Origin of the sequence: Paenibacillus sp. FSL P4-0127, assembly GCF_038007325.1 — a bacterium.
Taxonomy (GTDB): domain Bacteria; phylum Bacillota; class Bacilli; order Paenibacillales; family Paenibacillaceae; genus Fontibacillus; species Fontibacillus macerans.
Map to the genome: position 1 here is coordinate 835,717 of NZ_JBBOWY010000002.1, position 21,898 is coordinate 857,614.

Genomic DNA, 21,898 nt, shown 5'->3' on the forward strand with positions numbered 1-21,898 from the left:
TGGGGCTTATTTTGCAGTACAGTCTGTATCCGGAGGTTAGAATATGCTGGCTTTGCTAGGTGTTTTGACGATTGCGCTTTTTCTGTATTTAATCATGACCAAAAAGGTTTCGGTCATTGTCGCGCTGGTGATCGTGCCGGTTCTGTTCGCGGTGATCGGCGGATTTTGGGATCAACTGGGGGAGGCAACTTTAAACGGCGTGATCCAGGTGGCCCCGACGGGCATTATGCTCATGTTCGCCGTACTCTACTTCGGGCTGATGTCCGATGCCGGTCTGTTTGACCCTATAATTAAAAAAGTGGTGTCCGCCGTCAAAGGCGATCCGCTGAAAATTATTGTCGGCACGGCCGCCGTGACGATGCTCGTCCATCTGGACGGCGACGGAACCGCGACCTTTATGATTACGATCACCGCCTTCCTGCCGATTTACAAGCGCATCGGGATCAACAAGCTGATCTTGCCTTGCGTGGTCGCTTTGGGGGCGGGGGCGATGCATCTCGTTCCCTGGTCGGGGACGCAGGCGCGGGCCATGTCCGCGCTGCAAACCGATGCCAGCCAGATGTTCACCGCGATTCTTCCGTCCATGGCCGGCGGGATTATCTACGTGCTGGCGGTCGCTTTTTTCCTGGGCTTACGGGAGCGCAAGCGGCTGGGCGTCATTGATTTCAACTACAACATGGAAGATGAATTGACCGAGGAACAAAAGGCGATGCGCCGTCCCAAGCTGTTCTGGTTCAACGCGGTGTTCACGGTGCTGTTGATCGTTGGTCTGATGACGCATATTTTTCCGCATACGATTTTGTTTATGATTGGGTTTGCGGTCGCCCTGCTGGTCAATTATCCCAACCTGAAAGACCAGTCGGCGCGTTTGAACGCGCATGCCAAAAGCATTGTGCTTGTGACCAGCATGATTTTTGCGGCCGGCATTTTTTCCGGCATCCTGAACGGCACGGGGATGATCGCCGCGATGGCCGATTCGCTCGTCTCGATCGTGCCCGATTCGATGGCCCGGTTCCTGCCGCTGATTCTGGCCGTCATCAGCATGCCGCTGAGCTTGGTGTTTACGCCGGACGCTTTCTATTACGGGATGCTGCCGATTTTGGCCCAAGCGGTGGCCAACTTCGGGATGGACCCGATCGAAATCGGGCGGGCCGCCATCTTCGGACAGATGACCGTCGGCTTTCCGCTTAGCCCGCTGACGGCGTCGACGTTTCTGCTCGTCGCCCTCTCCGAGGTGGACCTGGCGGAGCATCAGAAGTTTACCTTCAAGTGGGCTTGGGGCACGTCGCTTGTGTTTACCGCGATAGCGCTCATCACAGGAACCATATCGATATAAAGAAGACAAAAAAGTGGAGGACTGATAAGCAATGAAAGCAATCCGTATCGGCGCGGGAGCGGGGTACGCCGGAGACCGTCTGGAACCGGCCTTGGAGCTGATGGAAAAAGGCAACCTCGACTATATCATGTTCGAATGTCTGGCGGAGCGCACCATCGCGATCGCGCAGCAGCAGAAATTGAAGGACCCGACGAAGGGCTACAACCATTTGCTGGAGCACCGGATGGTCAAAGTGCTGCCCCTTTGCAAGCAGCATAATGTGAAAGTCATTACTAATATGGGGGCGGCCAACCCGCTGTCCGCGGCGCAAAAAATCAAAGAGATCGCCCAGGGCCTCGGTATTACCGGACTGAAAATCGCCGCCGTAACCGGTGACGATATCGCGGACAAAATCGACCGATATATCGACTACCCGACCGTCGAAACCGGCGAGAAGCTTGGTTCCCTGCGCTCCTCGATCGTCTCGGCCAACGCCTATATCGGGGCCGCAGGAATCGTGGAAGCGCTGGGTAACGGAGCGGATATCGTCGTCACCGGCCGTGTGGCCGACCCGGCGCTGGCGATCGCCCCGCTCGTTTATGAATTCGGCTGGAGCATGGAGGATTACGACCTGCTGGCCGCCGGGACGGTGGCCGGGCATCTGCTGGAGTGCGGAGCGCAGGTTACCGGGGGCTACTACGCCGATCCGGGCTACAAAGACGTGCCGGAGCCGTGGAACATCGGCTTTCCGATCGCCGAGGTCGACAGCGCCGGAAATATTGTGATCGAGAAGCTCCCCGATACCGGAGGCGTGGTCAATAAGGATACGATTAAAGAACAGCTGCTGTACGAAATTCACGACCCGGCCAATTATCTGACCCCTGATGTGGTGGCCGATTTTACGGAGCTGACCGTTGAAGAAATCGGATTAAACCAGGTTAGAGTGACGGGGGCCAAAGGAAAAGCCAAGACGGGTTTTTATAAAACGAGTGTGGGATATCAAGATTGTTATATTGGCGAAGGCGAAATGAGCTACGGCGGCAGCGGGGCTTACAAACGGGCCAAGCTGGCCGGAGAAATCGTAGCCAAACGGCTGGAGCTGCTGCAGGTGCCGATCCAGGAGCTGCGCGTGGATTACATCGGAGTAAATTCATTGTACGGAAATAAAATTTCCCGTATGATTAATGCTGATTTTGACGGGCTAAGCGAAGTCCGCCTGCGGGTGGCGGGGAGAACGCTCGAACGCGAACACGCGGCCGTGATCGGCAATGAGGTGGAGGCGCTGTACACCAACGGGCCGGCCGGCGGCGGGGGAGCCCGGGCGGGCGTCAAAGAGATTGTCTCGATTGCGTCCGTGTTGGTGCCGGCCGATGATATTGAGATTGCCGTATTTTACGAGGAGGTGTAGAGGATGAAGCTGCGTGAAATTGCCCATTCCCGGACAGGCGACAAAGGCGATATCTCCAACATTTCGCTGATCGTGTACAAGGAAGCCGATTATGAAGCCGTAAAGGCGCAGGTTACCGCGGAGAAGGTGCGGGAGTTTTTTAGCGATATCGTCCAGGGTGAAGTGGTGCGTTATGAACTGCCCCGGTTGCATGCTTTGAACTTCGTTATGTCCAAGGCGTTGGGCGGCGGAGTGACCCGTTCGCTGGCGATCGATATGCATGGCAAAAGCCTTTCCTCGGCGTTTTTGGAGCTGGAGATCGAGCTGGATTAGAATTGTGTGCTATGCAGGTGGCAGTAAAGAAGCATGCTGTGCCGTGTGTATGACGGCAAAAGAAGCGCGGTTTGCGCATTGATCGCGCTTCTTTCTTTTTTTAAAATAGGATGAAACCGTATTCAAGGAGGCGTTATGTGGAATAAAAGAGAACTGCTGCAGCTGCCGTCCGGTTCGTTGGCCGATTACTTTTTCGCGTTGCTCCGTTCAATTCAGGATGGGCTGCTCGTCATTGACAAAGAAGGCGTCGTACTGTTCATCAATCCCGAGTATACCCGGATCACCGGGGTGACCGAAGCGGAGATCGTCGGCAAGCCGCTGTTGTCGGTTCGCCCTAACGCGCAGCTGGTGGAGGTGATGAAACAGAATAAGGTCGTGGTCGGATTGCGGCGGAAGGAGCGGAATGTCGAGTACGTCGTCGATATGGCTCCGATCGTTTTGGGCGGCCGGGTGGAAGGAGCGGTATCGATCTGCAAAGGCGCCGTCGAGGTCCATGAGCTGGTGAAGAAACTGGAAAAGAACAGCAAGGAACTCAAACGGCTGCAGCAAGGCATGAACAGCTTGAGCAAAGCCAAATACAGCTTCGAGCATATCATCGGCGCGGAAGGTGACCTGAAAGCGGTGATCGCCAAGGCGAAAAAGGCGGCCCGGTCCGCGATTTCGGTCGTGATTTACGGGGAGAGCGGGACCGGCAAGGAGCTGCTGGCTCAGGCGATTCACAATGAGAGCGGCCGGAGCGATAAGCCGTTCGTGGCCGTCAACTGCGCCGCGATCCCCGAAGCGCTGCTGGAAAGCGAGCTGTTCGGCTATGAGGAGGGCGCTTTTACGAACGCCAAACGCGGGGGGAAGCTTGGCCTGTTTGAGCTGGCGCATCAAGGCACGCTTTTTCTGGATGAAATTTCGGAGCTGCCTTACGATATCCAAGCCAAGCTGCTGCGGGTGCTGCAGGAATCGGCCATCCGCCGGGTGGGCGGCGTTAATGAGCTGGAGGTGGATGTGCGGGTGATCGCCGCGGCTAACAAGGATTTGGCCCAGATGGTGGAGAAGGGGCGGTTCCGGGAGGATCTTTTTTACCGGCTTAACGCCTTTATGCTGCAATTGCCGCCGCTGCGCGCCAGGCACCGCGATATCGAAGCGATTGTGGATTCCATGCTGAAGCACGAGGCGCGGGCCAACGGCCAGGATGCCGAAGCGTACGTCGTCGAGCCGGAGGTGATGGATATTTTCGCCCGGTATCACTGGCCCGGCAACGTTCGCCAGCTCAAAAACGTGATCGACTACGCCGTTTGCATGGCCGAAGGGAACACGATCACGCCGCGCGACCTGCCGGATTACATCCGCCAGGAGCACGCGGAGCGGCGGCCGGCCAGTCAAGGCGGCGGAAGTTTGAAAGAAGCGGTCGAGCAAGCGGAACGCGCAGGAATCGCCCAAGCGCTGAAGCGGACGGACAATACGCTCGAAGGCCGCAAACAAGCCGCGCAAATGCTCGGCGTCTCCCTGGCCACCCTTTACAATAAAATCAAAAAATACGATCTGGAAGAAATCTCATAATCAGTTTATTGTAAGGACCGGAGGATGCCGGTCTTTTATTTTTGGGTGGGAAAACAGGGGATCAGTACTTGGAGCAATTTACGGTTGTTATTTTTACCTGCGATTTCCTCTTATATTTGGGTGGTTAGTTGATGCTTTAATCACGTGAAGGATAAATGGAGGAAGCGTTAAATGAACAAAAGGTGCTTGTAATAGAGGAAAGACAGGGAAAGGCATCGAAATTTTAAAAGTAAAGATGTTCATTGAAAGCAAACTAGCGTGCTATTATTTCCAAACTGCAGTGGACGAAAAATTTGTCGAATTACCTACATCCTTTATACCGTGTGGGCTGAGAGTGAATTTTAAGTGGGCTCTATTTACAGGACTGGTGGTTCAATGCAAAATGAATTAGATAGCCTAACCTTAAAGGCTGATACAACAAGGTTTTCTGGCTGCAAAAAATGGGGTTTTATTTGAACGTAGTGGGATATAAAGGGTGCTGCTTACGATACTGAAGATCTGGCGGAAAAGTGTTTTATTTGAACGTAGTGGGATATAAAGTCGGAAGGTGACGATGTTTGCGCATCCGTCGTGCCAGGTTTTTTATCTGAACGTAGTGGGATATAAAGGTGTTTAAAAACGTGGCCATCAAGACTGGATATCATGTTTTATTTGAACGTAGTGGGATATAAAGCTCCAAAAGCGGCGGTTCGAAATAGATGGCCTCTCTGTTTTATCTGAACGTAGTGGGATATAAAGGTGTGTAGGTTTTGTCCACTGCGAGCAACGCCTGCAGTTTTATCTGAACGTAGTGGGATATAAAGTAAAAATATCGGATATTGGTATCTTGCAGCCGGTGACGTTTTATTTAAACGTAGTGGGATATAAAGCACGTTTTGCTCAATCCGAAGCTGCGCCAATCGCTGGGTTTAATCTGAACGTAATGAGATATAAAGCATCATTTTAGCAATGAACGAGCTCTTGAATTTCCGTTTAATCTGAACGTAATGAGATATAAAGTAATGCCCCCAACCGATCGTCCAATACGTTTCGGTGTTTTATCTAAACGTAGTGGGATATAAAGACCAAACTCACGCTGACTGAAGGCGGCCAGCTTTGGGTTTTATCTGAACGTAGTGGGATATAAAGTAATGTTTTGTTTACGTGTACACCTCACGCATGGGGGGGAATTTGAACGAAGTGGGATATAAAGAAGGAAACAACAACCATAACCGAGGCGTTCATCAAGGTTTTATTTGAACGTAGTGGGATATAAAGATCCATCGAAAGATGGCGCTGGAAACGTATATGTCGTTTTATTTGAACGTAGTGGGATATAAAGACCCAACTGCCCGCGCTACGGTTGTCACGTGGGGTTAGTTTTATTTGAACATAGTGGGATATAAAGTTGTAAAATCACTTCATAAGTTTGGCTCTCATACACTGTTTTATTTGAACTAATGGGGTATAAAGTTAAATGCTCTGTGTATCCTGCTGTGATGCTCGCCTCGTCTTATCTGGACGTAGTGGAGTATAAAGTATTCAACCAGGGCGACAATTCGCCGGAGTCGATTCGTTTTATTTGAACGTAGTAGGATATAAGAGTACGGCCATTTTATCTTATGTAGTGGGTTTTCGTAGTGTCAACATGCGCGAAATTGGATTATGGCTGTCCCATTTTATCAGATACATATTAGGAAATAACATTTCAAAAGTAAAATCTTAGATTAAGACTAGATTCAATTGTGAGTATAGAGAATAAAAACATTTTTCCATGAGGTCAATTAAAAAAAGTCCGCTACTCGCGGACTTCAAATTTATATTGGTACATATCACTTTCTAATCTAGTTGTTCTTGTTTCGATTTGATTGAATTGTTTTTCAATCTGATTAAATCGTTGATCGATTTGATCGAAGCCTTTTGAAATTTGGGATTTGATTTCTTTTAGATCCTTGGCAATTTCTAATAACAATTCGTTCATTGCGTTTTTTTCAGGCATTTAACTACCCCCTATTTCGGATCTCATGATACTTTTGGAAAGTAATTATTTTGAGTGATAAATCAAAATCATCATAATTAGTTTGATAATTAATTTTATCAAATTAGCTTAAGGATGTTCAATTATAAATACGACATTTTTACAAACTTGTTTGTCAAAATAAACAGAAATATGGTGGTTTCATCTTAAACCAGGTAAATGGGAGGGGCGAGACTTTGAGGCCATCTGTAACATATAGTTGTGCGATTCCAGATAATTACTTGAAAATAAGATACGGCTTAGCATCTTAATCATCACGGTTTCAATCGTTAATGAATCTTTTGGGACGTAAATTTTAAGCGAAGTGAATTTTAGTGTAATTTAACTTGATTTGAAGCTTATAAGCTGATCAAGCGCGTCATTGGTGAGATGAAACCTCTATGGCTTGGTAGTAGACCAATTGGAGATGGGCATGGTTTTTTGAGTAATTTTTAGAATGCTTGGATTTGAAGTGAAATTCGGTGTTTGAAGGTGAGATTATATAAGCGAAGTTAACACGCTGCCTCGCTGAACTGTAGGGAATAGTGGAAGATAAAGCTCCCTATGATCTGTACAAGTAGAGAATCCCAGGCTATAGTGAAAGAGATTATTGTAGAGGATTGGTCTTGCACGTAAACTGTTCATTTGAAGTGCATTCAGTTGAAGGTACGACACTTCTTGATAAAGTGGGATATAAAGGCTTGATACGTACAGCATGGTTAAGAGTTTTCCGAGTTTTATTTGAACGTAGTGGGATATAAAGGTTGTAATGTCCTGATTGGTCAGCGTTGCCCCGATAAGTTTTATCTGAACGTAGTGGGATATAAAGGTATCAAGATGAGTGCCCTCTCGATCCCATAGGTAATGTTTTTATCTGAACGTAGTGGGATATAAAGAAATCAATGACAATGCCAAGAACAAACACGGCGTTGTGTTTTATCTGAACGCAGTGGGATATAAAGCGGTGATGCGCCCCAGTGCCCGCTGATTGTGTGCCAAGTTTTATTAGAACATAGTGGGATATAAAAGGGGCAAATTGGGATCGGTTCGTGGTGCCGCAGGCGGTGTTTTATCTGAACGTAGAGGGATCTAAAGATGGTTGGGCTTCCGCCGATAACCGTTCCGTCATGGTTTTATCTGAGCGTAGTGGGATATAAAGTTGAGAGCGAAAACGGGATGCTGTTTTGCCGTTCTGTTTTATTTGAACGTAGTGGGATATAAAGGGTACAAACTTTTGGGGAGACGGCAATACATAGGCAGGTTTTATCTGAACGTAGTGAGATATAAAGATTCTTGGCCTCAACCTGCTCAAAACAACGCCAGCAGTTTTATCTAAACGTAGTGGGATATAAAGAGAGTAAAGATATATGTCGCAAGCAATCCAATTACCGTTTTATCTGAACGTAGTGGGATATAAAGCTATCAGCGTCAGGGCGGAAACTTCTATCAAAACTAAGTTTTATCTGAACGTAGTGGGATATAAAGAAGAAAGTGACGGACAGCGAGCAGGAGGAAACGCCGTTTTATCTGAACGTAGTGGGATATAAAGTTCGCGGTGTCGAACGTAAACAGGTTTTTATCAAAATAGCTTAAGGATGTTCAATTATAAATGCGACCTTTTTACAAACAAAATAAACAGAAATATGGTGATTTCATCTTAAACTTGGGTATATGGGAGGGGCGAGACTTTGTAAACATCTGTAACATAAAAGTTTGTGCGGATTCCTTGAAAATAAGATCCGGCTTACATCTTAATCATGATGGTTTCCAGTTTTGATATGGATTTTATACTGCACATTTTTAAAGAATTGCAAAGATTAATTCATAGGTTCAATGCAAAATAAGCAGTTTTCAGCCTAAAACATTGTTATTAAATAGTTAGAAGTTTTTATCTGGAATGTAGTGGGATATAAAGAAATGGTCGATGATTCGGGCATAAACATAAGTTTGGCCGTTTTTTCTGAGCGTAATGATATATAAAGCCGTGCCAAGGATTAAAATCGGGAAGAGAATTTCAGAATGCTTGGATTTGAAGTGAAATTCGGTGTTTGAAGTTGAGATTATAAAAGAGAAGTTAACACGCTTCTTCGCTGAACTGTAGGGAATAGTGGAAGATAAAGCCCACAATGATCTGTACAAGTAGAGAATCCCAGGCTATAGTGAAAGAGATTATTGTAGAGGATTGGTCTTGTACGTAAACTGTTCATTTGAAGTGTATTCAGGAGAGTGCGACACTTCTTGATAAAATGCAGCGGTCGAAAAATTTGTCGAATCGCCTGGAAGCTTTGCACCTCATAGGTTAAGGGGCTTTTTTGGAAGATGTGTATTTTCCCAATTGGTGGTTCAATGCAAAACGAGCAAATCCTCTGGCCAAAAAATACTGATATAACAAGGATTTTTGAGCCCCAAAAAACCGGGGTTTTATTTGAACGTAGTGGGATATAAAGCTCACTAATGAATTGCTGGCTGACAGCGATGTAAACGTTTTATTTGAACGTAGTGGGATATAAAGACGATATGCAAACGCCTGATTACAAAGGCAGCGGCGGTTTTATTTGAACGTAGTGGGATATAAAGAACCTTAAGGTCCTGATGATTGCCATGATGGCAGCCAGTTTTATTTGAACGTAGTGGGATATAAAGCCCGTAATATGGGTGATGGCGTGGTGGCCAGGCGTGTTTTATTTGAACGTAGTGGGATATAAAGTTGTCAATAAGAGACAAGCGGCCATAGAGCAACAGGGTTTTATTTGAACGTAGTGGGATATAAAGATGCCTGGAGACACCGAAGCCGGTGGCCCACTTGGACGTTTTATTTGAACGTAATGGGATATAAAGTTACGAGCCCGATAACGCCCGGCAAAGCGTTGTTTTATTTTATTTGAACGTAGTGGGATATAAAGATGCCATACATGACCAACGAAAACTTTTGGTTCTAGTTTTATTTGAACGTATTGGGATATAAAGCGATTACAGCAATGATATCCTCAACCGCCGGCAGCTCGTTTTATTTGAACTTGTGGGTTATAAAGTTGGCTGTGCTGTGAGCGATCATGTTTGGCGAAGGATCGTTTTATTTGAACTTAGTGGGATATAAAGTTTGGTATGTATGTTCACTTGCTGAGAGTGAGCTTTGTTTTATCTGAACTCTGCGGGAAAATCCAACATTTTTCCAAACTTGGTTGTCAAACGAAGTAGAACCATGTTAAATTTATCCTGTAACCAGGTAAAATTATCCTATTTTTCTAGGAAGGGAGTGAGTCTTTGAGACTATCTGTGACTTATAAGGTAGGGCGCATTCCGATCGATTATCGATTGGTTGTTTTGTCGTTATTAAAAGAGGCTTTATGTCTATCGGATGAGCGGTATTGCAACAAGTTGTACGCAGAAAATGCCGGTAGTATGAAGCCTTTTTCAACCGCCGTGTATTTAAAGGATTTCAGTTACTTGGAGCACGAGATTCAGCTGAACAGCTTGACGATCACGATTTCCAGTTTTGATATGGAATTCATGCTGCATATTTTTAACGGGCTGCAGAGATTGAATACATATAAGACGGCCGGAGAAACGTGGCGTCGGATCAGCATACAAATGCTTAAGGAAGCGCAGATTCAAGGGCGTCAGGTTTATTTCTCCACTCTTTCTCCGGTTTTAATCGAAGATAAGCTAGGGAAACCGGTTCATCCGGACGATCCGAGTTATGTCACAGAATTTGGCTATTATGCGGCTTTGCGGATTCAAGAATTAACCGGGCGCGAACCGTATGAGGCCATAAAGATTGAACCATTGGTCATGAAAAAGACGGTAATTAGGGAGAGCAACTCCGTTTTTCGCCAGCGCTCCGACTCCGAGAATAACTATCTGTATTTTACGGCTTACCGAGGGCAATTGAAGCTGAGCGGTCATCCTGAGGATCTGCAGCTTCTATATCAGTCCGGCGTGGGGAAACGGGCTTCGCAATCATTTGGATTGCTGGAATACATTCGGGAGGAGTAATCGAGCATGACTATCTCAATAGCGATCGAAGCCGAAGACTGGATGCTTTCCGCCGGCTTGATCGGGTTGACCCGATTGTTTGAAGAGGACCGGGACCGGGTGTTAACCCACAGCGGTATTGTTTTGAGCGAAGAGCACATTTTACAATTCCCGAAAAGGTACATTTATTGGATGATCCAAAATTTCAGCATCGTTCAACGTGACAGAAGACGGATGGAATGGTGGATCAATCAAGCGGACCGGGCACAGTCAAGAGCTCAGAGCGAGCCTAATCAAGCGGCTGAAATGGATGCGAAAGTTAGGGAGGCCGCCAAAGAAATCCGCAAGATGATGACCGAACAGGCGAAAAAAGTAGAAAAATACTTTGGCGATCTGCCAGAATATAGTAAGCTATTGGAAATTATAGAATCTTTGAATTCTATCAATAAGCATGATGAAGTGTCGAAAATCCATGAAAACGTGGATCTTTACGAAACGGTGATGTCCACTCCGGTCATTAACGAAAAACTGACGTTAAATTACGTTAAGGCGTTAATTATGGGGCCTTTTTTCGGACAAACGTCCATCCTTCAGCCCACATTCAACGCCAAGTCTACTGAACAGCATATCGATCAACTGGATAAGGATTTTGCCGTTCCTGCGTTGCGAGAACTTCAACTATACGGGGAATTAAGCAATTCTCCCGACCAGTCCAACATTCTTGCGTTGCTGCAGGAGCATAGTGAAACTTATAAGCCTTTTAAAGACTGGCTAAAAACCGCCAAAAAAATAAATAGTCCCGAAGAGATTCATCATTTTTTTAAGCAACAGCTGCTTCCTTGTTCATTCATTGACGGCCTGCCTGCCACCCAATCTTTTGAAGAAATGACCTTTTCTCCGTTGGCTTTGTCCAAGAAAAATGCCGTGAACTTCAACTGGAACTTTAATAAAGGGCTGCCGGTTCCAATCAGCGCGGTAGCGCGCCTCATTCTGCTTGCCGTCCCTATCGGGCTCACGGTTTACAATCGCCGGTTGGGCACGGAACAATTCAACGAACATAAACGTTTTTTTGGAATGGTGTTATCTCAGAAATCATTTATTGAAGTGGTTAAGGACAACGAACGCTATCGTACGTTGCGCAGCCGGGAAGGAAGCACCTTTGGAGAAGCAATCGTTGGCTTGTTGAACGAGTCCATAGATAAGGCAGCGAGAGTAAAAGAACCTGCCTATCTTTTCGTAGAACTGCATTCCGAGTATCAGGCCAAGAAAACGTTGCTGGATTACTACCACATGCCGCTTTACCTTGCTGCGTTTCTGAAGAAATACGGTGAGACGCTTGAGTCCATTCATCATCACCATTTAAGAGAAGCTTTTTTACGCTCCGTTTTAAAAGGACTTGATCCTAAGGCATCTGTTTATGAATTGCTTAGAATATCAGTTGATCCCAAACTGAATATGAACGAGAAGGCTCGAATTGCTTCCAGCGCCTATCAAGCCGCCAGAACGCGCAAACGTATTTTACAGGCCAAGAAAGGAGAGAAGGAAATGACCAGCTATGATAAGAAAATCTATCATGTATACAGCGAGGGGGTTACTCTTCGTAAGCGCTTGATCTCTACGCGTCCGACCGAAGAAGTGGAAGGAGAGGAGTATCGAGCTACCGGTCGAAAAAAATTGGAAGGTTGGGCTTATCGGTTGCTGAATTCGGCCAAATCCAACAATAAAGCAGAGTTTATGGATACCGTCTTCCGCCTGTATTTAACTGCAAATACATCCGGCGCGCGCCAAAACGGCAGATATGGCAGCGTAGGCGTGTCCAGCATCTTTCTGGACGGTTTTAAACAAGAAGATGGTCTGGATTTTGATTCTATCGCCACTGCTTTTATAGCCGGATTACTTGGTCAGGATTCTCCATCATCTCAATCCACCGAGGAGGTAGCCATTAATGAGTAAAGCTCTGACTCTAACTGTCGTTTTTCGTGCAAACTCACTGAATTATGGGGAAGGTATCGGGAACATTTCCGAATTGAAAAAAATCCATCGCGGGAACGGGGACGTGCTGACCTTTGCCTCCCGGCAAAGCATTCGCTATGATATCGTTCGCCTCGGAAACGAGTGGTTTGGGTGGAATTTGCAAACGGTGGACAAAGCCAAAGGAACATTGCAATTCAGAGAAGATGTCAACATTGCGGATTCGGTTGAAATGGATTTGTTCGGTTATCTCAAGACGGGAAAAAAATCGCAGAAACGTCCTGCCGTTGCCCGCTTGTCTCATGCCGTATCTTTGGAGCCTTACCGCAGTGATCTCGAATTTTTAAATAACATGGGACTTGCAGAGCGGATTGATGAAACTCCCAATTTGGCGAATATTGAGCAGCATGAAAGTTTCTATACCTATACTGTGACGGTTGATTTAGACCGAGTAGGCGTGGATCCAGCCGATAAGGGTAATCCTGTGGAACTGGCGGTAGCGGAAAAAGCGGTGCGCTTACACCAATTACTGGATATCCTTAAACTGCTCAATCGCAATATTCGCGGCCGGCAGGAATCGCTTGCTCCTTTGTTCGTTATCGGCGGGATATATCCTGTGGCAAATCCGTTTTTCCTTGGCCGCATTATGCTCGAGCCGCAAACCAAGGCTTGGAATCTTAATGTGTCCGCCCTGGAAGATGTGGGCAAGACGACATTTGGCGGACAAGCGATGCAGACATTCACACGTATTGGCTTTGTATCCGGCGTTTTCCGCAATGATTCGCAATTTGAACAAGCGGCGCCGGGCAGAACGGGGAGTGTAGAGGAGTTTTTTGCCGTGTTAAAAGATGAGATCGATGCTTACTATGGAGCAGCAGTGAAATGAATGCACTACGGCTTAAGTTATATCAGCAAACGGCTTGTTACAAAAAGCCCTACGCCTTTAAAGTAGCGGAAACATACCCGCTCCCTCCTCATTCGACCGTGAAGGGGATGGTGCATGCGATTCTGGAAGCGGGCGAACTAATTCCAATGCAGATTAGCATTCAGGGAAATTACGATACGCTGGTTACGGATTACCAGACGCACTATTTTTTTAAAACGGAGAAAACGGATGAATTTGCATTAACCGTGGATGGTTTGGGAATAGACAGGGAGTTTCAGGATATCACCACAATGCCGATCTACAGCCATATGCTTTATGACGTCAACTTGCTGATTCATATCCATGCCGAGGATGATGTGCTGGAACGACTGGAGCAACGCGTTCATGAGGGAAATGTCCATTTAAGCCTCGGCCGATGGGAAGACTTGGTGCGGGTTGATGCGTGCGAGCGGGTTGAGCTGGTAAACACAGAGGAAGAAATCATTCTGCAACAGAATGCGTTTGTGCCGATTGGATTGTTGGGGCCGACCGAGCACTTTCCCTATCGCTTGAACTGGACCTATCGAATTGTGGATGGGGTTCGCGTATGGGATAAGCTGCATGTTGGTTATGTACAAGCAGGTTCGTCCATTTATAACGAAGATGACGGTTTGCTGATTGATAAAGATGGAAATGGCGTGTTTTTTGCTCAACCAAGTTAAAATGTAAATTTGCCGGAAGGAGGGAACCGATCTATGACTGGTTCTCTCTTTTTGTTTTGAAAGGAGACATGTACAAGGTGATATTTTTTGCTAAATCAACACCGCCTTTGCCGGAAACAGAGACAATACAGCAGCACACGAATGCGTTGATTGCATGCTATCATCAGCTTAAAAATGGGTACGGGAACGTTTTGCGGATGAGCGACCGGGATTGGCAATTGCTTTATTGGGCTGTTTTGTATCATGATGTCGGTAAATACGATGCGGTGTTCCAAAATAAAATTAGGCGTGCTTTGAAGCAACGGCCTGTAGATACGCAATGCAATTTTGACGTGAGGCATAATTATGTCTCCGTTATGGCGCTTCCTTTCAAAAAACTCGGGCTAAGCGATGACGAAAAATATATCCTTGCCCAAGCGGTAGGATATCACCATGAAAGAAACGATAACATTATAAATCAAGAAGTTGCCGCTATCTATAAGCAGCATATTCTGCCCCATCGTGATCAAATCGAACGGGAATTGGGCATTGAACTGGATGACAAATGTATTAGTCAAAAGCTGGCGCACCTCTCCAATACAAAACGGATCCGGGAAGATAAAGGGGATGTGTTTCTTCGCTATGTATTAATCAAAGGATTGCTTCATCGCCTCGATCACGCCGCATCGGCCCATGTCCCTGTTGAATTAGCAATAGATATGCATGTGGGAGAATATGTGGACAGGTTTATTCAGACAAATTTTGGAGGCAAAAAGAATGAATTGCAGCAATTTACGGAGCGGCACCGGGATCAGCATGTCGTTGTCGTGGCCCAGACGGGAATGGGCAAAACGGAAGCCGGGTTATTGTGGCTGGGCTCGTCCAAAGGATTTTTCACCTTGCCGCTAAGAGTAAGTATTAATGCAATGTACGGACGGATTACAGATAAAAACAAGATCGGATTTTCGCGTTCCAGCTTGTCGAACGGTGAGGGGGAAGAAGCGACGGGTCTTTTGCATTCCACCAGTCTGGATTATTTACATGAGAAGTCGAACGAGAAGAAGGAGGCGGAATTGGATGAGAAAATGGAGACGAACAGAGATGACATCCTTGAGAAAATTCATTCCCAATCCAGAGAGTACGCAAACAAGCTGGTCATTTCTACAATCGATCAAATTCTGAAATTTCCCTTCTTTTATTTAGGCTTCGAAAAAGAATACGCGACAGTCGCTTCGGCGAAAGTCATTATCGATGAGCTTCAAGCTTATAATCCGCGCATTGCGGCGTTGATCGTAAGGGCACTAGTTCTGATTGACCGAATCGGCGGATCTTTTATGATCATGACGGCTACTCTGCCGGACTTCTATTATAAAGCTTTGATCAAGCATTTGGGGATATCCAGATTACCAGTCGCCTGTGAGGAGTTTATCGACGATAGCGTTGTTCGCCATCATGTTCAGCTGAGTCCGAAGTCTATTTTGGATGAAAGTGTAATAGAACAAATTGCCGAAGAGGGGAAGAATTCTAAAGTTCTGGTTATCTGCAATACGGTTAGGCGGGCAAGGGAAGTGTATGAAGCGTTGAAATTGCGAACGGAACAAGCTCAATTGCTGCTTCAATTGCTACATTCCAAATATATCAAAAAGGACCGTGATCAAAAAGAATCCGATATTTTGGAATTTGCCAAGGGGGAAGGGAATGGAATTTGGGTCGCAACTCAACTGGTTGAAGCCAGTCTGGATATTGATTTTGATCGCTTGCATACGGAAATGTCGACGCTGGATAGCCAGTTTCAGCGTTACGGACGCTGCAACCGCAAAGGGAAGAAGTCGATAGACGAGGTGAACATACATGTGTATACCGGGGACGTGTCCGGCGTAAAACTCGGCAAGAATTCGGTGTATCACGATGATATTTATAACCGGAGTTTGGAATTGTTCGCACAGCATGAATCCGGCATTTTATTGGAGTCGGACAAGCAGAGGATGATTCGCGCTCTTTATGACGAGGGAGCCTTGAAAGATTCCAAGTTTAAAGAAGAATTCGATAAAACTATGAAAGAACTGGAGGATCGTCCGATGTATGAGCTGGACAAATTGGAGGCTCAACAACTTCTCCGGGATATTCGGGAAGTGCAGGCGATTCCGGATAGTTATCGCGAAACAAAGGAAATCGAGGAAGCTTTGGAAGTTTGGAAGAAGGCAAAAGATAAACGAGCGAAGCGTAAAGCACGGAGAACGATAGAGAATTATACCGTTGGAGTGAATTATTATATGGCGGAAGATAAAAAAATACTCACTCCCTTCCCGATAATTAAAGGTCTTTATTATGTGAATGCCAAGTATTGCGAGGAGACAGGGCTGGATATACAGGGGATTACAGCTCCTCTATTTCAGTGATAGAAGGGGATTTCTCCAATGTCTATTCGTGGGATAGAAATACACTATTATGCCGTTTACAAATGTAAATTGTGGTTATTTCATCGGGGAATCGGTTTTGAGCAACAATATGATCGGGTAGAAGAAGGAAAAATTCTTCATGAACATACGTATGCCAAATTGGATAAGGAGATCAATGCCGACGATTTGGCTGTTTTGGACGCCATAGATGGAGAATACGTCAGGGAAGTTAAAATTAGCAGCCGGATGGAGAAAGCGGATTGTCTGCAAATGCTCTATTATCTTTATTTACTGAGGGAACGTGGAGTCGAGAAAAAGGGATTGCTGAGCTATCCAAAGGAAAAGAAAACGACCGAAGTTGTACTGGGGTTTGATGAGAAGCTGGAGGTTCGTTCGGCCATAGAGGGCATAAACGAAGTACTGCAAGGCGAACTCCCGCATTATCGAAAACTAAAGTATTGTTCCAAGTGTGCCTATCAAGACTTTTGTGAAGCGGGAGAGGGGGAAGAGGAATGAGCAGGGATGTGTTTGTCTTCTCGACTGGCAAGCTGCATCGCAAGCATAATACGTTGTATTTTACGGATGAGGAAGAAAAGTCCAGTCCATTGCCCGTTGAACAGACGGAGAATCTACATTTGTTTGGAAATGTGGATTTCAATACCTCACTTCTGCATATTTTAACCCAGCATGATGTGCGTTTACATGTATATAACCATTATGGTTATTACGATGGTACCTATTATCCGCGAAATTCCCGGGTGTCCGGCTATACGGTAATTCGCCAAAGCGAGCATTATTTGGATCTAAATAAAAGGTTGGTACTGGCCAAGTCTTTTATACAGGGCGGAGTACATTATATGGTAAGAAATTTGCGGAAAGCGGGTGATGAATCCAAGCCATACATTGATACTATTCAATCCAAAGTGGCTCTACTTGAAAATGCCTCTAATATTCCGTCCGTGATGGGGGTTGAAGGACAGTGCCGTCAAGTATACTATGAGACGTTTCCTTTGTTAGCCAAAAACAGCAGTTTTACTTGGGAGAGCCACAGCAAACGCCCGCCGCGTGATCCGCTGAATGCATTGATTTCTTTTGGTAACGGACTAATGTACACTTCGGTTGTGTCGGAGCTATATAAAACGATGTTGGACCCGGCGATCAGTTACTTGCATGAGCCTTCAAGCAAGCGTTTTTCACTTAGCTTGGATATTGCGGAAATTTTCAAGCCGTTTTTGATTGATCCGCTTATTTTTAGTTTGGTAAATAATCGACGGATTCAAGCGAAGCATTTTGACGATCGAGATGGGATCGTATACTTAACTGAAGAAGGACGAAAAATATTTCTGGCCACGTATGATGAAAAGATGAAGACCACGATTAAACATCGGAAATTGAAGCGCAATGTGACGTATCGCTATTTGATTCGGCTAGAAGCCTACAAGCTGATTAAGCACGTCATTGGCGATGAAAGCTACAAACCTTTTAAGGCTTGGTGGTAGACATGTTTGTCATTATTACGTACGATATTGGAGAGAAACGCGTAGGCAAAGTTTGCAAGAAATTACGAGAATACCTGGATTGGACGCAAAATTCGGTGTTTGAAGGTGAGATCACTAAAGGAAAATTAACGCGTTGTCTAGCCGAACTGCGGGGAATGATGGAGGATGAAGATTCGATTTATCTGTACAAAGTCGAGAATCCCAAGGCTATTGTGAAAGAGGTTATCGGGGAAGACCGATCTTTCGATAAGTTATTCCTTTGAAGTGTACAGTTAGGAAAATGGCGCTTCTGATAAAAATGCAGCGATCAAAAATTTTGTCGAATCGCCCGAGAGCCTTGTGCCTCAAGGGCTGAAGGCCCTTTTTTGAAGGAATGTATTTTCCAAATTGACGGTTCAATGCAAAATGAGCAAGACCCCTGACCTAGAAATGCTGATATAACAAGGCTTTTCGGCTGCAAAAAATCGGGGTTTTATCTGAACGTAGTGGGATATAAAGGTTGTAGAGGTCAAAAAATCACCAAAACAGTCGAAAGTTTTATCTGAACGTAGTGGGATATAAAGTACCTACATCAACTATGTCTATTTCATGGCGTATCACCGTTTTATCTGAACGTAGTGGGATATAAAGTATTATGCGAAAGGGAAATGTAGAGCGCACTATCACGTTTTATCTGAACGTAGTGGGATATAAAGTACAAAGACCGCTTTAATGGTCTGGGAGGGAAGTTGGTTTTATCTGAACGTAGTGGGATATAAAGAACGAATTGGCTATGCGTGTCACGGTTGGAATCCAGTGTTTTATCTGAACGTAGTGGGATATAAAGACAAGTGACGTTGTCGATACAGTTGAATCCGGAATGGGTTTTATCTGAACTTAGTGGGATATAAAGTTGCATTTACGTGTCAACGTCCGGGGTGTTTCTTGAGTTTTATCTGAACGTAGTGGGATATAAAGATATAAGAAGTATCGCAAGCATAACAAAGTGTATGAGCGTTTTATCTGAACGTAGTAGGATATAAAGGGCCGACAGTAGGGTTACATCCGGCGAGCAAGCTAAGTTTTATCTGAACGTAGTGGGATATAAAGAAGGATAACAGCTCGGAGTTCATCGCCTGGGAGCTGCGTTTTATCTGAACGTAGTGGGATATAAAGGCAGATGCAGGTGGCTTTGCAGCAGTTGACTGATCAGCGTTTTATCTGAACGTAGTGGGAAAGGATGGTACAAGGGTGCTTTTTACTTTCACAGAGACAACGTTTTATTTGAACGTAGTGGGATATAAAGACAAAACCGTAACCTAAGTCTTTCAAGGTTTTGCATTGTTTTATCTGAACGTAGTGGGATATAAAGGTGTCAAAAGGTCAAAGACCCTGTAACCAAGGAAACGTTTTATCTGAACGTAATGGGATATAAAGTTCATTCTGTTGCGAGTCTTATGTTTCAGCACGCTAGTTTTATCTTAACGCAGTGGGATATAAACGTATCTGACTTGATTTTTTTTATCCGCACAGTGAAATATTGGTTTTTATGCTATGTAAAATTTTCTGAGGCAGACATCGTTACTGCTTCGGAGCTAAGATTTGGATTTTAACTCAAAATGATCTCGTATTGCGATAAATTTCTTTGCCGGAAGTGAATCGCTTGACAGGTGGACCACTCCATTTATTTGAAGTCCCTCAAGAGCAACTTCAAAACGTAGTTTTTAGTTTGGATATTAGACAAACCCAAACAAAACTCCTTATTCGCTAAAATCAAATTCAGACAATACAATGGTAGATACGCTCCCGGCTTATTCCCTTTCAGCTTGCGGATCAAAGTCCAAGCCAAATCAGATTCTCCATGGAGTAATGGTCTTCAAATCAATTCGTCTCCTTCAACACCAAAATCAACTTCTTCATGTCGCGGGGAACCTGGTTTAATCAAACTAAGAAGTTTTTTTAAATGATTACGTAAATCATCATTGGTTTCCTGTGTTTTACTTAGCGGGCGGAGAAAAATGCCATTTTCCGGCGTAACCATGATTTCTACCTCAATTCCTTCTTTAATGTCCAAACATGTAATACACAAAGTTGGCGAAAAGATACCTCCAGCGTTGAACGGCATGACGGATCGGCGTAATCTGCGGGCAATAATGGTTGATTACCTATTCAATATCCCCAAATACTCCACCCAAGGCCCGACGTCGGCCCTGTATCTGTTGGCCATGACTCTGGCGATTTGGGCAAGGTGTGTCAAATCGTGCACTACCCACGTGGACAGCAGTTCCCTTAACTTGACTTCACCAAACGCCGGATGTAAACCTGTTCGTTCAAGATGCGAAGCTGGGTCGACGAGCTCTTTGATTTTAACGATGTGTTGCGTTCGGAGTTCTTTGAATTCCCGTAGCCGATGTTCGATGGATGTTTCCGGTTTATCTTTCAAATGTGCGTTCCGGTCGAAAGGAGGGAACGGGTTGCTGTCACCGTCCTGGAGTATCGACTTAAGCCGCGGCAGCCAATTGCTTTTTTCCCACTCGATCAGGTGATCGATCACTTCCGAGACACTCCAGGTTCCTTCGCCTTCATTGCACCGGAGCCATGCTTCAGACAAACCGGATAAGAACTGCTCCAGCGCCAGCGGCGTACGTTCCAGCACCTCAACCGCTTCATTCAGAAGGAATTGCATGTTGTACCCCTTTCCAACCTTTTTTTCGGACTAGCCATCCTATATATTTTCTTTAAACTTTCTTCAATTCCTCCATAATCAAATGACCATAATTACAACCAGTAATTAGAAAAAAATGAAATGATACTAATTACCTAAGCATTTTTGGTTGTAAATCGCCCCTTTGGATTTCCCTATAGGTAGAAGATGGATGAAAGGGGGAAGTAGTTATGAAAGAACAGCCAACCGTGTACGAGCAATATCGGAAAGAAGTTTATCGGATCGCTTGGAGGATTCAGTACAGAGCCAAATTGGTAAGGAAGCGGGAATGTTCGTTCAACGGATTCGAACCGTCGGAAACTTGCTTCACCTCATCTTCTGATGACAAAATCGTTGTGAAACAGTTGATTAACGCACTTCCCTCCGACACGGGAAAAGAGATCATCTACAAAATATATCTGCAGGACAAGACAGAAGGGGAAGTTGCCCGCGAGCTGAATATGACGCAACAAGGAGTGAACAAATGGAAGCGGAAAATGATCAAGGAGATGTCCCGGATGATGAAAAGTTCTTGAAGCGTACGCTCCGCTAAAAGCCGGCACTATTGCCGGCTTTTTTTTCGCCAAAGGGGATGGGGCAAAAAAATCCAAAAAAGCGGTTGTTATTTTTGCTCCCGTTCTACCCTTATAAGTGAGCGCGGCGGTAATACTTTAACAGCCCAAAGCGTCAGCACGGCATATTGCAGTGTGAGTTTGAGGAAGTTGACAAAATGAATGTTTGTAACTATACTGGTTACAACGGTGGTGATACCCTATGAAGCAGATCAGTACGCGCTTTTCGATTGCCGTGCACACCCTTTCCCTCATTGCGGTCACGCCGGATTGCACCGGGGATTTTATCGCCGGCAGCGTGAACACAAATCCCGTGATCATCCGGAGAATTATGGGAATGCTGAAAAAAGCGGGATTGGTGGAGGTGCGGCCAGGGGTGGGAGGAGCCGCTTTGCTCAAGGAACCGGACCGGATCACGCTCCTGGATGTATATCGGGCCGTGAATGTGGCGGAGGAGAACCAGTTGTTCCGCATTCATGAAAATTCCAATATTGCTTGTCTCGTGGGACGGAATATCGAAAACGTCCTGCAAGCGGAATTGAAGGACGCCCAATTGGCGATGGAACATAGGCTGGCGCAAACGACGCTGGGCCAGATTATCGAAAAGTTTCAATAAAAGCTCACATAAGAGCTTTTATTTATACATTCGTT

Annotated in this window: 17 protein-coding genes and 3 CRISPR repeat arrays; of the genes, 14 read left to right on the forward strand and 3 right to left on the reverse strand. The window is 45.5% G+C overall.

Annotated features, from left to right (window positions below; genetic code table 11):
* The first annotated feature begins 43 nt into the window (after positions 1-43).
* From NYE74_RS30130 to NYE74_RS30145, 4 genes are all read left to right on the forward strand, one after another.
* Complete coding sequence (locus NYE74_RS30130) at positions 44-1,336, forward strand: CitMHS family transporter (protein WP_036625549.1); 1,293 nt, start codon at positions 44-46, stop codon at positions 1,334-1,336.
* A 31-nt stretch (positions 1,337-1,367) separates the two neighbouring features.
* On the forward strand, positions 1,368-2,723 hold the full coding sequence (locus NYE74_RS30135) for an acyclic terpene utilization AtuA family protein (RefSeq protein ID WP_213510100.1): 1,356 nt from the start codon (positions 1,368-1,370) through the stop codon (positions 2,721-2,723).
* Positions 2,724-2,726: 3 nt separating this feature from the next.
* Positions 2,727-3,035, forward strand: coding sequence for an AtuA-related protein (locus tag NYE74_RS30140; protein ID WP_213510099.1), 309 nt, complete (start codon positions 2,727-2,729; stop codon positions 3,033-3,035).
* A gap of 135 nt (positions 3,036-3,170) precedes the next feature.
* Positions 3,171-4,586, forward strand: a complete 1,416-nt coding sequence (locus NYE74_RS30145) for a sigma-54 interaction domain-containing protein (RefSeq protein ID WP_341005461.1) — start codon at positions 3,171-3,173, stop codon at positions 4,584-4,586.
* A gap of 445 nt (positions 4,587-5,031) precedes the next feature.
* Positions 5,032-5,715: a CRISPR direct-repeat array (repeat unit 29 nt; unit sequence GTTTTATCTGAACGTAGTGGGATATAAAG).
* A 648-nt stretch (positions 5,716-6,363) separates the two neighbouring features.
* On the opposite strand, the gene NYE74_RS30150 is transcribed toward NYE74_RS30145, so the two are convergent.
* Positions 6,364-6,564 carry a hypothetical protein gene (locus tag NYE74_RS30150; protein WP_036625542.1) on the reverse strand — a complete coding sequence of 67 codons (201 nt, stop codon included), beginning with the start codon at positions 6,562-6,564 and terminating at the stop codon, positions 6,364-6,366.
* A gap of 2,436 nt (positions 6,565-9,000) precedes the next feature.
* Positions 9,001-9,549: a CRISPR direct-repeat array (repeat unit 29 nt).
* A 435-nt stretch (positions 9,550-9,984) separates the two neighbouring features.
* Between NYE74_RS30150 and cas6 the strand changes: the two genes are divergently transcribed.
* The 8 genes from cas6 to cas2 all read left to right on the forward strand — a co-directional run bounded on the left by cas6 (position 9,985) and on the right by cas2 (position 18,255).
* Complete coding sequence (gene cas6, locus NYE74_RS30155; RefSeq protein ID WP_278738346.1) at positions 9,985-10,578, forward strand: CRISPR-associated endoribonuclease Cas6; 594 nt, start codon at positions 9,985-9,987, stop codon at positions 10,576-10,578.
* 6 nt (positions 10,579-10,584) lie between these two features.
* A complete protein-coding gene (cas8a1, locus tag NYE74_RS30160) occupies positions 10,585-12,510 on the forward strand; it encodes a type I-B CRISPR-associated protein Cas8b1/Cst1 (RefSeq protein WP_278738347.1) in 1,926 nt (641 codons plus the stop codon).
* On the forward strand, positions 12,503-13,414 hold the full coding sequence (gene cas7i / locus NYE74_RS30165; RefSeq protein ID WP_341005463.1) for a type I-B CRISPR-associated protein Cas7/Cst2/DevR: 912 nt from the start codon (positions 12,503-12,505) through the stop codon (positions 13,412-13,414). Before cas8a1 ends, cas7i begins: the two co-directional genes overlap by 8 nt.
* Positions 13,411-14,115, forward strand: coding sequence for a type I-B CRISPR-associated protein Cas5b (cas5b, locus tag NYE74_RS30170; protein ID WP_270619374.1), 705 nt, complete (start codon positions 13,411-13,413; stop codon positions 14,113-14,115). Before cas7i ends, cas5b begins: the two co-directional genes overlap by 4 nt.
* A 77-nt stretch (positions 14,116-14,192) precedes the next feature.
* Complete coding sequence (gene cas3 / locus NYE74_RS30175; RefSeq protein ID WP_278738349.1) at positions 14,193-16,493, forward strand: CRISPR-associated helicase Cas3'; 2,301 nt, start codon at positions 14,193-14,195, stop codon at positions 16,491-16,493.
* 18 nt (positions 16,494-16,511) lie between these two features.
* On the forward strand, positions 16,512-17,009 hold the full coding sequence (locus NYE74_RS30180) for a CRISPR-associated protein Cas4 (protein ID WP_278738350.1): 498 nt from the start codon (positions 16,512-16,514) through the stop codon (positions 17,007-17,009).
* A complete protein-coding gene (cas1b, locus tag NYE74_RS30185) occupies positions 17,006-17,992 on the forward strand; it encodes a type I-B CRISPR-associated endonuclease Cas1b (protein ID WP_270619372.1) in 987 nt (328 codons plus the stop codon). Before NYE74_RS30180 ends, cas1b begins: the two co-directional genes overlap by 4 nt.
* Positions 17,993-17,994: 2 nt before the next feature.
* Positions 17,995-18,255, forward strand: a complete 261-nt coding sequence (gene cas2 / locus NYE74_RS30190; protein WP_270619371.1) for a CRISPR-associated endonuclease Cas2 — start codon at positions 17,995-17,997, stop codon at positions 18,253-18,255.
* A gap of 206 nt (positions 18,256-18,461) precedes the next feature.
* Positions 18,462-19,473: a CRISPR direct-repeat array (repeat unit 29 nt; unit sequence GTTTTATCTGAACGTAGTGGGATATAAAG).
* 374 nt (positions 19,474-19,847) lie between these two features.
* Here cas2 and NYE74_RS30195 read toward each other — a convergent pair.
* A complete protein-coding gene (locus NYE74_RS30195) occupies positions 19,848-20,012 on the reverse strand; it encodes a hypothetical protein (protein WP_270619370.1) in 165 nt (54 codons plus the stop codon).
* Between the two features lie 120 nt (positions 20,013-20,132).
* On the reverse strand, positions 20,133-20,657 hold the full coding sequence (locus NYE74_RS30200; protein WP_278738351.1) for a DinB family protein: 525 nt from the start codon (positions 20,655-20,657) through the stop codon (positions 20,133-20,135).
* Between the two features lie 209 nt (positions 20,658-20,866).
* On the opposite strand from NYE74_RS30200, the gene NYE74_RS30205 reads away from it, so the two are divergent.
* Positions 20,867-21,211: a hypothetical protein gene (locus NYE74_RS30205; RefSeq protein ID WP_036625538.1), complete on the forward strand. Its 345-nt coding sequence runs from the start codon at positions 20,867-20,869 to the stop codon at positions 21,209-21,211.
* 238 nt (positions 21,212-21,449) lie between these two features.
* Positions 21,450-21,863 carry an Rrf2 family transcriptional regulator gene (locus NYE74_RS30210; RefSeq protein ID WP_124331832.1) on the forward strand — a complete coding sequence of 138 codons (414 nt, stop codon included), beginning with the start codon at positions 21,450-21,452 and terminating at the stop codon, positions 21,861-21,863.
* Positions 21,864-21,898: the final 35 nt, after the last annotated feature.

Coding starts and splice junctions, on each gene's coding strand:
- NYE74_RS30130 (WP_036625549.1), top strand. CDS start 44: ATGCTGGCTTTGCTAGGTGTTTTGACGATTGCGCTTTTTCTGTATTTA.
- NYE74_RS30135 (WP_213510100.1), top strand. CDS start 1,368: ATGAAAGCAATCCGTATCGGCGCGGGAGCGGGGTACGCCGGAGACCGT.
- NYE74_RS30140 (WP_213510099.1), top strand. CDS start 2,727: ATGAAGCTGCGTGAAATTGCCCATTCCCGGACAGGCGACAAAGGCGAT.
- NYE74_RS30145 (WP_341005461.1), top strand. CDS start 3,171: ATGTGGAATAAAAGAGAACTGCTGCAGCTGCCGTCCGGTTCGTTGGCC.
- NYE74_RS30150 (WP_036625542.1), bottom strand. CDS start 6,564: ATGCCTGAAAAAAACGCAATGAACGAATTGTTATTAGAAATTGCCAAG.
- cas6 (WP_278738346.1), top strand. CDS start 9,985: ATGAAGCCTTTTTCAACCGCCGTGTATTTAAAGGATTTCAGTTACTTG.
- cas8a1 (WP_278738347.1), top strand. CDS start 10,585: ATGACTATCTCAATAGCGATCGAAGCCGAAGACTGGATGCTTTCCGCC.
- cas7i (WP_341005463.1), top strand. CDS start 12,503: ATGAGTAAAGCTCTGACTCTAACTGTCGTTTTTCGTGCAAACTCACTG.
- cas5b (WP_270619374.1), top strand. CDS start 13,411: ATGAATGCACTACGGCTTAAGTTATATCAGCAAACGGCTTGTTACAAA.
- NYE74_RS30180 (WP_278738350.1), top strand. CDS start 16,512: ATGTCTATTCGTGGGATAGAAATACACTATTATGCCGTTTACAAATGT.
- cas1b (WP_270619372.1), top strand. CDS start 17,006: ATGAGCAGGGATGTGTTTGTCTTCTCGACTGGCAAGCTGCATCGCAAG.
- cas2 (WP_270619371.1), top strand. CDS start 17,995: ATGTTTGTCATTATTACGTACGATATTGGAGAGAAACGCGTAGGCAAA.
- NYE74_RS30195 (WP_270619370.1), bottom strand. CDS start 20,012: ATGGTTACGCCGGAAAATGGCATTTTTCTCCGCCCGCTAAGTAAAACA.
- NYE74_RS30200 (WP_278738351.1), bottom strand. CDS start 20,657: ATGCAATTCCTTCTGAATGAAGCGGTTGAGGTGCTGGAACGTACGCCG.
- NYE74_RS30205 (WP_036625538.1), top strand. CDS start 20,867: ATGAAAGAACAGCCAACCGTGTACGAGCAATATCGGAAAGAAGTTTAT.
- NYE74_RS30210 (WP_124331832.1), top strand. CDS start 21,450: ATGAAGCAGATCAGTACGCGCTTTTCGATTGCCGTGCACACCCTTTCC.